This is a genomic window from Streptomyces exfoliatus, assembly GCF_000725545.1.
Taxonomy (GTDB): Bacteria; Actinomycetota; Actinomycetes; order Streptomycetales; family Streptomycetaceae; genus Streptomyces; species Streptomyces exfoliatus.
On the sequence record NZ_JNZP01000022.1, the window covers coordinates 70,609 to 83,244 of the forward strand.

Below are 12,636 nucleotides of genomic sequence, written 5' to 3' on the forward strand. Positions count from 1 at the left end.
GTACGGCCGAAACGAGGGGCTGGATGGACACAGGGGCGGGCATGGGGCGCGGAGGCGACGGCGGCGCGGGTACGGGACCCGAGTCCGGGGCCGAGGGCGAGGTCGGGGCCGAGACCGGGCCGGGGGCCGGGACAGGGGCCGGGGCCGGGGCCTGGGAAGGTCGCGACGGGAGCGGCAGGCCGTACGACGTGGTCCTGTTCGGGGCGACCGGCTTCGTCGGGGAACTCACCGCCGCGTACCTCGCCGAGCACGCCCCCGCCGAGTGCCGCTGGGCGCTCGCCGGCCGCGACGCGGCCGGGCTCGGCGCCCTGCGCGACCGCCTCGCCGCCCGTTGGCCGCACTGTGCCACGCTCCCGCTCGTCGTCGCCGACGCCGCCGACCCCGGATCGCTGCGCGAACTCGCCGAGTCCACCAGGGTGGTGGCCACCACCGTCGGCCCGTACGTCTGGTACGGCGACGGGCTCGTCGCCGCGTGCGCCGAGGCCGGCACGGACTGCGTCGACCTCACCGGCGAGGCCGAGTTCGTCGACCTGACGTACGTCCGGCACGACGCCCGTGCCCGGGAGACCGGTGCCCGCATCGTCCACGCCTGCGGCTTCGACTCCGTCCCGCACGACCTGGGCGTGTACTTCACCGTGCGGCAGCTCCCGGAGGGCGTACCGCTCACGGTGGACGGCTTCGTACGGGCCGGTGCGACCTTCTCCGGTGGCACCTTCGCCTCCGCGCTCACCGCGCTCGGCCGGGGCCGGGAGATCCTCCGGGCCGCGCACGAACGACGTCTGCACGAACCGAGGTTGGTGGGACGGCGCGCCCGCGCACCGCTGGGCGCGCCCAGGTTCAGCCGGGAGACCGGGACCTGGGCGCTGCCGCTGCCGACGCTCGACCCGCAGGTGGTGGCGCGCTCGGCCGCGGCGCTCGAACGGTACGGTCCGGACTTCCGCTACCGGCACTACGCCTCCGTGAAGACGCTCCCGATGGCACTCGGGGGCGCGGCGGCCGTGGGCGCGAGCGTGGCGGCGGCCCAACTCCCTTCGGCGCGAGCATGGCTGATGGAGCGTTACCAGACCGGTCAGGGGCCGTCCGCCGAGCGGCGCGCCCGTAGCTGGTTCTCGGTGCGCTTCGTCGGCGAAGGCGGTGGACGCCGGGTCTTCACCGAGGTCTCGGGCGGTGACCCGGGGTACGACGAGACGGCCAAGATGCTCGCCGAGTCGGCCCTCTGTCTCGCGTTCGACCCGCTGCCGAAGACGGCCGGGCAGGTGACGACGGCGGTGGCGATGGGCGACGCGCTCACGACCCGGCTGACGGCGGCGGGCATCCGCTTCAGGGTGGCGCACCGGGGCTGAGCGGGTCCGGCGAGCGGGGCGGGCCGGCGGCGACGTGACGGATCAGGGCCGTACGAGACGGAACGGGTGCCCGGCCGGGTCCGCGTAGACGCGCCACGCCGGGTCGCCTCCCCCGTCGTCGACCCCTCCGCTGCCCAGGGGTACGGCTCCGAGCGCCAGGACGGCCTCGTGGGCGGCGTCCAGGTCGTCGACCCGCACGTCGAGATGGAACTGCTGCTCGGGCGCGCCCCAGACGGGCGGACGGTGGTCGGCCACGCCCTGGAAGGCGAGGGCCTGGCCGCCGTCCCCGCGCAGCACGGCGGAACCCTCGCCGACGGCCCACCGGGGATCGGGGCTCTCCACCTCTCCGCCGATCAACTGCCGGTAGAACTGGGCGAGTCGCTCGGCGTCCGGGCAGTCGAGGACGAGGCAGCGCAGCCGCCCGATCACGTCAGACTCCAGACGACGAGGACGTAGGACATGGCGCAGACCCAGCCCAGGGCGAGCAGCCCGGCCCCCGCGAGGACCAGGTTCAGGCCACGCCCGTGGGAACGCACCGAAGCGGAGAGGGGTGTTGTCATGGACCCCACCTTTCCAAGCGGGAGCACCGCCCGGTATCCGTACAGATACTCAGCTGGTTCCTCGACCTCCGTCGGTGTCGTGCGGTGCCGACGGAGGTGGTCACGGTCTCGGGTCCGGCCGGTTACTCGAGATCGAGGACGGCTTTGCCGTGGAGGCGCCCACCGAGGAGAGCCTCAACCGCCTCGGAGTGGCGAGTCCAGGGGCCGCGCCAGCTGATGCCCGGATCGAGGCGGCCCGCGGCGATCTCTCCGGCCAGCCAGGTCAGATCGGTGGAGAAGTCGGTGGTGGGGGCGCCGAAGAGGAAGAAGGTGCGGATGGACCGGTCGTGCCGTCCTTCGTCGCCCAGCAGAGCGTCAGGCGGCAGCACCACGTCGGCCTCGGAGGAGCGGCCCACGCTGTAGAGGGTGCCGCCGGCCGACAGGGTGGCGAAGGCGTCGACGAGGTACTGTCCGCCGACGTTGTCGAGAACGGCGGACACCGGCTGCCGGGCGGCGGCCGGGTCGGGGTGGTCCTCGTGGGCGCCCAGGGCTCGCAGCCCCTCCGCCTGCGCGGGGTCACGGCTGATGGCGACGACGTGCGCGCCCGAGCGGGCGGCCCTCAGCTTGTCCTTCGCGGACTGAGGCCGAAAGGGGCCACAGGTCACCGACCGCCACGGCACCGCCCGCGCGCGACGCTCACTCCTCCCCCAGTGCCTCGTTCAGCGCGCGGCGGCACAGCGAGTCGGCGTGGCGGGTGGTTTCGGGGAGGCGGTAGCGCGGAGCGAGGTGGAGGGTGTGGGCACAGGCGTTGGCGAGGGAGACCCGGTGACCGACGGAGACGAACACCGGCTTCACCCCGGCCCGGGTGCGCAGCGCCCGCCCGACCTCCTCGCCGCCGGCCAGGAGCGGGGCGAAGTCGCCGCGCGCGGAGCCGGGTTGTTCGTACGTGAAGGTGAAGGGGTTCTTCGCGACGCCGATGGAGGGCCGGCCGGTGAGCACCCCGAGGTGGCTGGCGAGCCCGAAGCGGCGGGGGTGGGCGAGGCCGTAGCCGTCGCAGACGAGGAGGCCGGGGTCGACGGTCAGGCGGTCGAGCGCGGCGAGGACCGTCGGGATCTCACGGAAGGCGAGGAGCCCGGGGACGTACGGGAAGGAGACCCGGCCGACCGCCGTGGCCTCCTGCACCACCCGCAGGGTCCGCGCGTCGAGGACGACGGCCGCCGCCGCGACGAGATCGCGCTCGTCGTCGTAGGCCACGTCGAGCCCCGTGACGTGTCCTTCGCCCGCCTCGGGCCCCTCCTCGTCGCGTACGAGACGCCCGCGCAGCTCCTGCTGAACGGCCCGGGCTGCGGTCTCGTCGACGGGCCAGCCCGCCGGAATCTCGATGATCGTCATGATGCGGGCCACCCTACGGTCGCCCGTGGACGGGCTCCCAGCCCCGCGTCGCGGAAATCGGGGACCGAGGGGGGAGCGCGGCGGTCCCAGGGGTCGGAACGCCCCGGCCCGGGGCGGGGGCACCGGGTAGCCTGGCGATCATGTTCGTACTGGAATTGACCTACACCGCGCCCGTCGAGCGGGCCGACGCCCTGCTCGGCGCCCACGTCGAGTGGCTCGACGCGCAGTACGCCGCCGGTGTGTTCATCGCCTCGGGGCGGAAGAACCCGCGCGACGGCGGGGTGATCCTGGCCGCCGGGGTCGACCGCGCGGAGATCGAGAGGATCGCGGCGGCCGACCCGTTCAGCGTCGAGGGCGTGTGCGCGTACCGGATCACGGAGTTCCACGCGACCAAGACGGCCGCGGAACTCGCCACCTACCGGGAGCAGTTGCCCTCCTAGTCCGTGACCCGGGCACGGGCACTACCGGCGCGTTGCCACGGCGATCCGGCCCTTCTCTCCCGAGGCCCAGCAGGAGCCGTCGAGGGTGCAGTCCACCGTGTCGTACGAGCCGGTGTCGACCGTGCGCCAGGTGCCGCCGCCGTCGGTGGTGAGGTCCGTGCCGGTCGGCCCGACGGCGAGTGCCGCGCTCCTGCTGTGCGGGAGCCAGGCGACGCCCGAGCGGTACGCGGGCGGGGGCGTGGCCGAGGCGCTCCAGCCGCGACCGCCGTCGCCGGTGACCGCCGCGGCCTGCGGGGACGGCTGGTCCTTGCGGTAGTCGCCGCCGACGGCGAGGCCGTGCGCCCGGTCGCGGAAGGCGAGCCCGAAGACTCCGCGCGCCGGGTCCCCCGCGGGGACGGGCGTGACGGTGGCGGTCCAGGTCAGCCCGCGGTCTCCGGAGTGGAGCACGCGCGCGGTGGCCCCGCCGCCCGTCGCCAGCCACACGTCACGGGGACCGGCCGAGACCAGGCACTGGCCGCTCGCCGCGAAGCCCGCCTCCCCGGGGAGGGCGTCCGGCATCCCGGCGCTCGGCAGCACCTGCCAGGAACGGCCGCCGTCGCGGGTGGAGAGGATGCGGTACTTCCCGTCGACCGGGTCGCTCATGGCGAGTCCGTGCCGGCGGTCGAAGAACGTCATGCAGTCGTAGAAGGCGCGCGGGTCGGTGTTGCGGAAGGACTCGGTCCAGGTGGCTCCGCCGTCCTCGGTGCGCAGTACGCGCGAGGCCTCGCCCTCTCCGATGGCGAGGCCGACGGCCCGGCGGGCGTCGAAGGCCTCCACGTCACGGAACTCCAGCTCGGCCGCGCCGGGCGGCGAGACGTCTCGCCAGCTCGCGCCGCCGTCGGTGGTGCGCAGCACCGTGCCCCGGGAGCCGGCGGCCCAGGCGGTGCGTCGGTCGACCGCGGCGAGACCCCGGAAGCGGGCGTCGGTGCCGGTCGGGGTCAACTGCCAGCCGATTCCAGCCCCTTCGGACTCTCCCTCGCGAAGGGTCGTGGTCGCCGTCGTGTCGGTCCCTCCGTCGTGACGGCTCGTGGTCGCCGCCGTGTCCGTCGGTGCCGGCTGCCGGTCGGGCGTGGCCGTGGGGGTCTCCCCGGCCCGCGCCGGAGCGGCCAGGGTCAGCGCCAACGCCGCCCCGACCAGTCCCACCGACATCATTCGTCTCGTCTTCCCCATGGACGTCATGGCGCCGGAAGCTAGTCCCCCGGGCCGCTCCCCGTCCAGGGTGCGTCCCCCTCGGCACCAGCCGTACCGCGACCGCTCCGGGCCGTGCGCCGAACCCGAGGACGACGCCCCCCAACCACGCTGACCTGCGCCGACCTTGCCGGGACACGCCGTCCGTCAGGTTCGGTGACGTAGCTCACGTGGGTCCCGAGTGCACGTTCCGGCCGTCTTGCTCGTCTTGCGAGGTGTCAGGGGCCCTGGTGTCGGGGAGACGCACAGGATCCGAAACCCGCGTGAGAGGAGCCGGTCTTGTCCGCCGTCATCGAGCAAGCCGTCCAGGCCCGTCTGGTCGCATCCGCTCCTCGGATGGAGACCGTCCCCGCCACCCTGCGGTACGACCGCGAGGATCCGTACGCCGTGAGCATGGCCTTCCCGCCGCCCGCGACCCTGGAGGGCGTCGAGGTCTCCTGGGCGTTCGCGCGCGAGCTGCTCGTCCAGGGCGTCGAACGCCCGGCCGGCGTCGGGGACGTCCGTCTGCGCCCGTACGGATACGACCGCACGGTGGTCGAGTTCCACGCCCCCGAGGGGGTGGCCATGGTCCACGTCCGGACCTCGGAGCTGCGCCGCTTCCTGGAGCGCTCGCAGCACCTGGTGCCCGAGGGGCGCGAGCACCAGTACCTGGACTGGGACCAGGACCTGGCGAAGCTGCTGCGCGACCGTCCGTGACCCGTGTGCCCCGCGCCCCCTCCCCCGACGGGTCGCCCGGTGAGGCCGCTCGCCCGGTAAATCGTTTGCCGCTGCGCGAGCCCCCGTCGTACCGTCGTCACTGACCTTGTCGTCACCTGATCGGAGAAGGACGTTGCTCGTCTGAGGTTGCGAGACACCGAGCCGCGCGTGCCCCTGAGCCGCGTGTGCCGTTCTCGACCTCGGCGTACGAGCCGTTCTCTCGACTGCCCGCGCCCCGGTGTCTCACGCGTTGCTCCATTTCACGCTCGCGCGACCGGGAGGCCCCTATGGCGCATCACCCCACCTTCATCACCTGCACGTCCCTCTCCTTCTCGTGGCCTGACGGCACCGAGGTCCTCGACGACTTCCGGCTCACGGTCGGCCCCGGCCGCACCGGTCTCGTCGGGCTCAACGGCTCCGGCAAATCCACGCTCCTCAAGCTGATCGCGGGCGAGCTCACCCCTGCCTCCGGCACCGTCCGGGTCACGGGCGAACTCGGCTACCTCCCGCAGAACCTGGTCCTGGACACCTCCCGGCGGGTGGACGAGATCCTCGGGATCGCCGCGAAGCGTGCCGCACTGCACGCCATCGAGGCGGGAGACCCGGCGGAGGAGCACTTCACCGCCCTGGCCGACGACTGGGACGTGGAGGAGCGGGCCCGCGCCACCCTCGACCAGCTCGGCCTCGGCGGCGTGGGTCTCGACCGGACCGTCGGCGAGGTCTCGGGCGGTGAGTCCGTGCTGCTGAGGCTCGCCGCACTGCTGCTCGCCCGACCCGACGTCCTGCTGCTGGACGAGCCGACCAACAACCTGGACCGGCAGGCCCGCGCCCGTCTGTACGAGGCGGTGGAGAACTGGTCCGGCGTCCTGGTCGTGGTGAGCCACGACCGTGAACTCCTGGAGCGCGTCGACCAGATCGCCGATCTGCGGGACGGCTCCGTCACCTGGTACGGCGGCGCCTGGTCCGACTACGAGGAGGCGCTCGCGGCCGAACAGGAGGCGGCCGAGCGGATGGTGCGGGTCGCCGAGGCGGACGTCCAGCGGCAGAAGCGGGAACTCGGCGACGCGCAGGTGAAGTTGGCGCGCCGGAAGCGGTACGCGCAGAAGAGCTTCGAGAACAAGGTCGTCCCGAAGATCGTGGCGAACGGGCTCAGGAGCAACGCCCAGGTCGCCGCCGGCAAGCATCGCGCCCTGCACGCGGAGCGTCTTTCCGAGGCCAGGGAGCGGCTCGACGCGGCCGTGGAGGCGGTGCGGGACGACGACGAGATCCGCGTCGAACTGCCGCGCACCTCGGTGCCGCCGGGTCGCGAGGTGCTGTTCCTGCGGGATCTGGAGCTGCGGTACGGGGCCCGGGTGGCCGGCGGGTTCGAGCTGCGCGGCCCGGAGCGGATCGCGCTGGTCGGCCGGAACGGCGCCGGGAAGACGACGCTGCTGCGGACGATCGCCGGGGAGCTACCGCCGCTGTCGGGCGAGGCGGAGGCACGGGTGCCGTTGCGCTTCCTGCCGCAGCGGCTCGACGTCCTTGACGACGGGCTGAGCGTGGTGGAGAACGTCGCCCGGTTCGCGCCCGCCGCGACGGCGAACGCGATCAGGGCGCGACTGGCACGATTCCTGTTCCGGGGGGCGCGGGCCGATCAGCCCGTGGGAACCCTGTCGGGCGGGGAGCGGTTCCGGGCGACGCTGGCGGCGCTGCTCCTCGCGGAGCCGGCTCCGCAGCTGCTGATGCTGGACGAGCCGACGAACAACCTGGACATGGCGTCGGTACGGAAGCTGACGGCGGCCCTCGACGCGTACGAGGGGGCGCTGATCGTGGCGAGCCACGACGTGACGTTCCTGGAGTCGCTGGGGATCACCCGCTGGCTGCTGCTCGACGGCGAGCTGCGGCCGACGACCGCGGAGGAGGTACGCGGGACGACGGCGAGTTCGCGCTAGGGCGCGCCGCCGGACACCGCTGGGCTCCGCCTAGCGATGCAGTAACGCCCAGGATTTGGTGCCGCCGCCCGGGGTGAGGACGGGGGCGAGTCCCCAGTCCCCGCCGTGCCCGTCGACCGCCGCGGCCAGCAGCCACATGCTGCGGCTGCGGCGGTCGCGGCATTCCTCGGCCGCGGCGGGTGAGGTGTGGGCCGGATGCTGGTCGTAGAGCACGATCCGGAGTGCCTCGTACTGCCAGCGGACGCGCAGGATCATCTCCCGGTCGGGGGTGAACCGGTAGGCGGCGGAGACCAGTTCGGAGGCGGCGAGGGTGGCGGTCTCGCAGAGCTCGGAGAGCCCGTGCCGGGTCAGGAGCGACTCGACCGCCTGGCGGGCGAGTCCGGCACAGTAGGCGCCTCCGGGAAGGAGCATCGAGTAACTGAGGTTCTCCGTGGCGGGGGGTATGGGCCCGGCCGCGACGGCGGTCGGGAGGCAACGCAGGGCGCCCTTCATCGGGTTGCTCACATTTCCTGTGCAGGGGGGTAGCTCCACACGACCGGTAGCGCCGTGTGAGACTTGCGCTACCGACCGTAGCGCACGCGCGGAGCACAGTGCTACTACTTGCCGGTACTCGTGCCATTCCGGCCATATCGACGTCACGGGACGAAGGAGAGACGAAGCGTGCCACCCAGGAGCAGCCCGACCGCGCGCCAGCAGCGGCTAGGGAGCGAACTGCGCAAACTGCGCGAACAGTCGGGGATGTCGGCCCAGCAGGCCGCCGCCCTCCTGGGCGTCGACCGCACCCGCATCCCCCACATCGAGTCGGGCCGCTTCGGGATCAGCGCCGAACGCGTCCGCACCCTGGCGTTCAACTACGGCTGCCCGGACACCGGCCTCGTCGACCTGCTCGCCGGCATGGCCCACGAGCGGGACCGGGGCTGGTGGGAGGAGCACCGCGGACTCCTGCCGCCCGCACTCATCGACATCGCCGAACTCGAGTACCACGCCTCCGCGTTGCACACGGCGGTCACCACCCACATCCCCGGACTCCTGCAGACCGAGGACCACGCGCGGGCCGTCTTCGACACCGCCGTCCCCCCACTGCCCGACCCCGATCTGGAGGCCCGGCTCGCCCTGCGCCTGCGCCGCCAGGAGGTCCTGGAGCGCGACCGGCCCATCGGATACGAGGCCGTGATCCACGAGGCGGCGCTCCGCATGCAGTTCGGCGGACCGAAGGTCGCACGGGCGCAACTGGAACACATCCTGGCCCGCTCCGAACGCGACACCGTGTCCGTGCGGGTCATACCCTTCGCCGCCGGGGGTTTCCCCGGGGCGGGCCAGTCGTTCACCTATGTGGCCGCGCCCGTGGCGCAGCTCGACACCGTGCAGCTCGACTCCTCCCACGGCTCCCTGCTCCTCGACGCCGACATGCAACTGCGCCGCTACCGGGGGCTTCTGGACCGACTGCGCGGGCTGGCCCTGCCCGTGGACGAGTCACGCGCGTTCGTCCGCACCATCGCCGAGGATCTGTGAGGGACCCCCACATGAACGTCACCACCGGCACCGGCACCGGCACCGCCGTCGCCCCGACCGCCCCCACCGTCGAGATCGACTGGAGCGAGGCCTTCTGCAGCGAGGGCGCCAACTGCTTCCGGTTCGGCCTCGACGACGCCGGGCGCGCCTACATCGGCTCGACGCTCGCCCCCGGGGTGTACGTCAGCGACTCGGTGGAGGCGCTCCGCGCCCTGATCTCCGCGGTGAAGGCGGGCGAGGCCGACCATCTGCTCTGAGTAGTCGGGCGGGCGGCCCGGGCCGAGCGGGCGGGACGTGACCTGCATCTCCGGTCCCCCGCCGGAGCAGCACACATAACGGAACGTAACCGGACATCGCCACGACGGGCTTGGCCGTCGCCTTACGGAGCCTTAACCTACGGTCTCGTAACCTACGAATCCGTAGGTAATCCCGTATGCCCTTCTCTCCGTCCCCAGGAGTTCCCGTGACGCTCACCTCTCCCCACCTCGGCAGCTCGGCGGAGTGGACCGACGCGCGCCTGCTCTACGCGCTCGAAGAGGTCGTGGAGCAGGAACTCAACCGGCACCTCAAGGTCACCAAGGACTGGATGCCGCACGAGTACGTGCCGTGGTCCGACGCCCGGAACTTCCCCGGCTTCTTCGAGGACGGCGAGGCCTGGGACCCGTCCCAGTCCAAGGTGACCGACATCGGCAAGATCGCCCTCGTCGTCAACCTGCTCACCGAGGACAACCTCCCGAGCTACCACCACGAGATCGCCAGCCTCTTCGGCCGCGACGGCGCCTGGGGCACCTGGGTGCACCGCTGGACCGCCGAGGAGGGGCGCCACGGCATCGTCATGCGCGACTACCTGCTGGCCTCCCGCGCCGTCGACCCGGACAAGCTGGAGCAGTTCCGGATGTCGCACATGAGCGAGGGCTTCGAGTCCGACAACCGGCACTCGATGCTGCACTCGGTGGCGTACGTCGCCTTCCAGGAGCTCGCGACCCGCATCTCGCACCGCAACACCGGCCACCAGTCCGGCGACCCGGTCTGCGACCGGATGCTCGCCCGCATCGCCACCGACGAGAACCTGCACATGGTCTTCTACCGCAACCTGCTGGGCGCGGCCTTCGAGCTCGCTCCCGACCTGACCATGCAGGCCGTGCGGGACGTCGTGGTCAACTTCCGGATGCCCGGCCACGGCATGCCCGGCTTCGAGCGGGCGGCGGCGCAGATGGCGATCGGCGAGATCTACAACATGCGCATCCACCACGACGACGTCCTCCAGCCCGTCCTGCGCTTCCTCAAGGTCCTCCAGATCGAGGGCCTCGGCCCGGACGGCCTGCGCGCCCAGGAGGAGCTCGGCCTGTACATGAACGGCCTGGACTCCGAGGCGAGCAAGTTCGACGAGAAGCTCGCGGCCCGCAAGGCGCGGATGGCCGCGCGCGCGGCCGGCTGAGTCACCGGCCGGGTGGGCGGACCCGGCGGGTCAGCGGCTCTGCCGCTTGAGCCGCACACGCTCCTTCTCGGAGAGGCCGCCCCACACCCCGAACCTCTCGTCGTGACGCAGCGCGTACTCCAGGCACGCCACGCGCCCCTCGCACGCCCCGCAGAGCTGCTTCGCCTCACGCGTCGACGACCCGGGCGCCGGAAAGAAGAACTCCGGTCCCGCCTGGGCGCACAGCGCGTCCTCGCGCCAGGAGAGGTCAGGAGCGGGGCCGGGGGCGGTCAGCACGTCGGCATCCGTCCGCAGGCTCGTCCGCGTGTTCATCCGCGTGCCCATCCGCATGTTCCTCTGCATGTCCATCCGCATGACCGACACGCTGCCGCACTGCCGTAAACGCGCCATCAACGTTCGATCAATGGCGGATACCCGACGCACGATCCGGCTGTCGGCCTCGCCCGACTCCCGCCTCCCATCCCGTGGGACCGCTTGTGAACGGACTGTTTCCGACCTCGCGGGACCGCTGATTCGAGTCCCGTCACGTGGGAACGTGGGAACCCGATCACCCACGGGGAGCGAACCCTATGACGACCGAGGCCGGCATCGTCCGACCCCCGGCGGGCGCCCAGGCGGTCCGCCGCGCACTGGACGTACTGCACTGTTTCCACGACAACGGGCCCGACCTGAGCGCCTCCGACCTCGCACGGCGCCTCGGGCTCTCCACCTCCACGGCACACCGCCTCGCCCGGACCCTGCTCGGCGCGGGCTTCCTGGAGCAGGACACCAGGACCGCCCGCTACCGGCTCGGTCCGGCGATGACGGAGCTGGGCCGGCTCTCGTACCACCAGCGGGGGCTCCACCTGGCCGCGCCGGAGCTGTCCGATCTGGCCGAACGGACCGGAGCGACCGCCGAGCTCGCGCTGCGCAGTGGACCGCACGCGGTGGTCGTGGCGGGCGGGCCGGTGACGCCGAAGGTGGGGCTGCGCCGCCCCCTGCACTCCACGGCGCTCGGAAAGGTCCTGCTCGCGTGGCCCCGGGCCGATGAGGGCGGCCCGCACGCCCCGCCGCCGCACGCGGTCACCGAGCGGGCCTTCGCCGAGCCCTCCGCTCCGGCCGCCGAGCTGGCGCGCGTACGGGAGGCGGGGTACGCGCTCGACGAAGGAGAGCCGGGCCTGGGAGTGCGGACCCTGGCCGTACCCGTCCTGGAGCGGTCCGGGCACACACGGTTCGCGCTCGCGGTCCGCGCGGCCCCGGAGCTCCTCACCGACGCGCGGCTCGACTGGTTCCTGGCGCAGGCGCGGTCCTGCGCCCGCGCCCTGGAGGTGTTGCTGCTCGCCCCGGGGGAACGGCGCGCGCCCGGGGGCCAGGCCGGGTAGCGAAGATTTCCGTACGGTCGTGCGGTCAGTACCATGGGCGCATGAACGGCAGCACCGGAAGCGGCACCGGGACCAAGACCGACGGGCGGGTCGAGCGCGGGAACCAGACCCGGCGTCTCGTGCTCGGCCGGACGATGGACATCGCCTCGATCGAGGGGCTCGAAGGTCTGTCCCTGGGACGGATCGCGACCGAGCTGCGGCTGAGCAAGAGCGGCGTCTTCGCCCTCTTCGGATCCAAGGAAGAGCTTCAGCTCGCCACCATCAGGGCCGCCGTCGCCGTCTTCGCCGAGAGCGTCGTCACCCCTCTCGAGGACGTACCGCCGGGCGCCCGGCGGGTGCGCGCACTGTGCCGGAACTGGCTCACGTACTCCTCGGACCGGGTCTTCGCGGGCGGCTGCTTCTTCTACGCGGTCTCGGCCGAGTTCGACGCCCGTACGGGCCCGGTCCACGACGCCGTCGCCCGGACCCGCCTCGACTGGACCGCCTACATGGAACAGGCCATGACGGAGGCCCGGGCGGTGGGCGACTTCGTCGAGGACATGGACGTGGAGCAGCTCGCGTTCGAGGTGATCGCGCTGATGGAGGCGGCGAACGCGCAGTCCGTCCTGCTCGGCGACACCGCGCCCTACGCCCGCGCCGAGCGGGGCGTCGTCTCCCGCCTGCGGGCCTCGGCCACGGACCGGGGCCTGGCGGGCCTGGGCGAGGACGCTCCCTAGGCACCTCGCCGGCCCGCTCGCCCGGCCGACGGCCCCCTTGC

The 12,636-nt window shown here is 72.9% G+C and carries 16 protein-coding genes; 9 read left to right on the forward strand and 7 right to left on the reverse strand.

Features of this window, described 5'->3' with window-relative positions:
• Positions 1–23: 23 nt before the first annotated feature.
• Positions 24–1,343, forward strand: coding sequence for a saccharopine dehydrogenase family protein (locus IO20_RS0125520; RefSeq protein WP_030554046.1), 1,320 nt, complete (start codon positions 24–26; stop codon positions 1,341–1,343).
• Positions 1,344–1,385: 42 nt separating this feature from the next.
• Here the strand turns inward: IO20_RS0125520 and IO20_RS0125525 are convergent, their stop codons facing one another.
• The 4 genes from IO20_RS0125525 to IO20_RS0125540 form a co-directional block, all read right to left on the reverse strand.
• Positions 1,386–1,772, reverse strand: coding sequence for a VOC family protein (locus IO20_RS0125525; RefSeq protein ID WP_030554048.1), 387 nt, complete (start codon positions 1,770–1,772; stop codon positions 1,386–1,388).
• The gene (gene mmpA / locus IO20_RS42045) at positions 1,769–1,903 is read right to left on the reverse strand and encodes a morphogenic membrane protein MmpA (protein WP_281181676.1); all 135 of its coding nucleotides are present in this window, start codon (positions 1,901–1,903) and stop codon (positions 1,769–1,771) included. The genes IO20_RS0125525 and mmpA overlap by 4 nt, the downstream gene beginning before the upstream one ends.
• 122 nt (positions 1,904–2,025) lie before the next feature.
• Positions 2,026–2,547: a zinc-binding dehydrogenase gene (locus tag IO20_RS0125535; protein WP_245685043.1), complete on the reverse strand. Its 522-nt coding sequence runs from the start codon at positions 2,545–2,547 to the stop codon at positions 2,026–2,028.
• Positions 2,548–2,578: 31 nt separating this feature from the next.
• Positions 2,579–3,274 carry an endonuclease V gene (locus tag IO20_RS0125540; RefSeq protein WP_030554052.1) on the reverse strand — a complete coding sequence of 232 codons (696 nt, stop codon included), beginning with the start codon at positions 3,272–3,274 and terminating at the stop codon, positions 2,579–2,581.
• A gap of 140 nt (positions 3,275–3,414) precedes the next feature.
• Between IO20_RS0125540 and IO20_RS0125545 the strand changes: the two genes are divergently transcribed.
• Positions 3,415–3,714 carry a YciI family protein gene (locus IO20_RS0125545; protein WP_030554054.1) on the forward strand — a complete coding sequence of 100 codons (300 nt, stop codon included), beginning with the start codon at positions 3,415–3,417 and terminating at the stop codon, positions 3,712–3,714.
• Between the two features lie 21 nt (positions 3,715–3,735).
• Here IO20_RS0125545 and IO20_RS0125550 read toward each other — a convergent pair whose 3' ends face one another.
• On the reverse strand, positions 3,736–4,932 hold the full coding sequence (locus IO20_RS0125550) for a beta propeller repeat protein (protein ID WP_037636245.1): 1,197 nt from the start codon (positions 4,930–4,932) through the stop codon (positions 3,736–3,738).
• Between the two features lie 288 nt (positions 4,933–5,220).
• On the opposite strand from IO20_RS0125550, the gene ssgD reads away from it, so the two are divergent.
• The gene (gene ssgD, locus IO20_RS0125555; RefSeq protein ID WP_030221549.1) at positions 5,221–5,637 is read left to right on the forward strand and encodes a spore wall synthesis regulator SsgD; all 417 of its coding nucleotides are present in this window, start codon (positions 5,221–5,223) and stop codon (positions 5,635–5,637) included.
• Positions 5,638–5,924: 287 nt separating this feature from the next.
• The gene (locus IO20_RS0125560; protein ID WP_030554057.1) at positions 5,925–7,568 is read left to right on the forward strand and encodes an ABC-F family ATP-binding cassette domain-containing protein; all 1,644 of its coding nucleotides are present in this window, start codon (positions 5,925–5,927) and stop codon (positions 7,566–7,568) included.
• Positions 7,569–7,598: 30 nt separating this feature from the next.
• Here the strand turns inward: IO20_RS0125560 and IO20_RS0125565 are convergent, their stop codons facing one another.
• Entirely contained in the window at positions 7,599–8,072 is a 474-nt protein-coding gene (locus IO20_RS0125565; RefSeq protein ID WP_245685044.1) for an ATP-binding protein, read from the reverse strand.
• Between the two features lie 156 nt (positions 8,073–8,228).
• Between IO20_RS0125565 and IO20_RS0125570 the strand changes: the two genes are divergently transcribed.
• The 3 genes from IO20_RS0125570 (at position 8,229) to IO20_RS0125580 (ending at position 10,518) form a co-directional block, all read left to right on the forward strand.
• Positions 8,229–9,080 (forward strand): helix-turn-helix domain-containing protein, encoded by an 852-nt coding sequence (locus IO20_RS0125570; protein WP_030554060.1) that lies wholly within the window; start codon positions 8,229–8,231, stop codon positions 9,078–9,080.
• An 11-nt stretch (positions 9,081–9,091) separates the two neighbouring features.
• Positions 9,092–9,337 (forward strand): hypothetical protein, encoded by a 246-nt coding sequence (locus tag IO20_RS0125575; protein ID WP_051874660.1) that lies wholly within the window; start codon positions 9,092–9,094, stop codon positions 9,335–9,337.
• Between the two features lie 206 nt (positions 9,338–9,543).
• Entirely contained in the window at positions 9,544–10,518 is a 975-nt protein-coding gene (locus tag IO20_RS0125580; protein ID WP_030554063.1) for an acyl-ACP desaturase, read from the forward strand.
• Between the two features lie 30 nt (positions 10,519–10,548).
• Here the strand turns inward: IO20_RS0125580 and IO20_RS0125585 are convergent, their stop codons facing one another.
• On the reverse strand, positions 10,549–10,830 hold the full coding sequence (locus tag IO20_RS0125585) for a WhiB family transcriptional regulator (RefSeq protein ID WP_211270422.1): 282 nt from the start codon (positions 10,828–10,830) through the stop codon (positions 10,549–10,551).
• 257 nt (positions 10,831–11,087) lie between these two features.
• On the opposite strand from IO20_RS0125585, the gene IO20_RS0125590 reads away from it, so the two are divergent.
• Both IO20_RS0125590 and IO20_RS0125595 read left to right on the forward strand, forming a co-directional pair.
• Positions 11,088–11,879 carry an IclR family transcriptional regulator gene (locus IO20_RS0125590; RefSeq protein WP_030554065.1) on the forward strand — a complete coding sequence of 264 codons (792 nt, stop codon included), beginning with the start codon at positions 11,088–11,090 and terminating at the stop codon, positions 11,877–11,879.
• A gap of 41 nt (positions 11,880–11,920) precedes the next feature.
• Positions 11,921–12,595: a TetR/AcrR family transcriptional regulator gene (locus IO20_RS0125595; protein ID WP_030554066.1), complete on the forward strand. Its 675-nt coding sequence runs from the start codon at positions 11,921–11,923 to the stop codon at positions 12,593–12,595.
• Positions 12,596–12,636: the final 41 nt, after the last annotated feature.

Bases quoted from the DNA above. Each gene is read 5' to 3' on its own strand.
- IO20_RS0125520 (WP_030554046.1), top strand. From the start codon at position 24: ATGGACACAGGGGCGGGCATGGGGCGCGGAGGCGACGGCGGCGCGGGT.
- mmpA (WP_281181676.1), bottom strand. From the start codon at position 1,903: ATGACAACACCCCTCTCCGCTTCGGTGCGTTCCCACGGGCGTGGCCTG.
- IO20_RS0125540 (WP_030554052.1), bottom strand. From the start codon at position 3,274: ATGACGATCATCGAGATTCCGGCGGGCTGGCCCGTCGACGAGACCGCA.
- IO20_RS0125545 (WP_030554054.1), top strand. From the start codon at position 3,415: ATGTTCGTACTGGAATTGACCTACACCGCGCCCGTCGAGCGGGCCGAC.
- IO20_RS0125550 (WP_037636245.1), bottom strand. From the start codon at position 4,932: ATGACGTCCATGGGGAAGACGAGACGAATGATGTCGGTGGGACTGGTC.
- IO20_RS0125560 (WP_030554057.1), top strand. From the start codon at position 5,925: ATGGCGCATCACCCCACCTTCATCACCTGCACGTCCCTCTCCTTCTCG.
- IO20_RS0125575 (WP_051874660.1), top strand. From the start codon at position 9,092: ATGAACGTCACCACCGGCACCGGCACCGGCACCGCCGTCGCCCCGACC.
- IO20_RS0125585 (WP_211270422.1), bottom strand. From the start codon at position 10,830: ATGAACACGCGGACGAGCCTGCGGACGGATGCCGACGTGCTGACCGCC.
- IO20_RS0125590 (WP_030554065.1), top strand. From the start codon at position 11,088: ATGACGACCGAGGCCGGCATCGTCCGACCCCCGGCGGGCGCCCAGGCG.
- IO20_RS0125595 (WP_030554066.1), top strand. From the start codon at position 11,921: ATGAACGGCAGCACCGGAAGCGGCACCGGGACCAAGACCGACGGGCGG.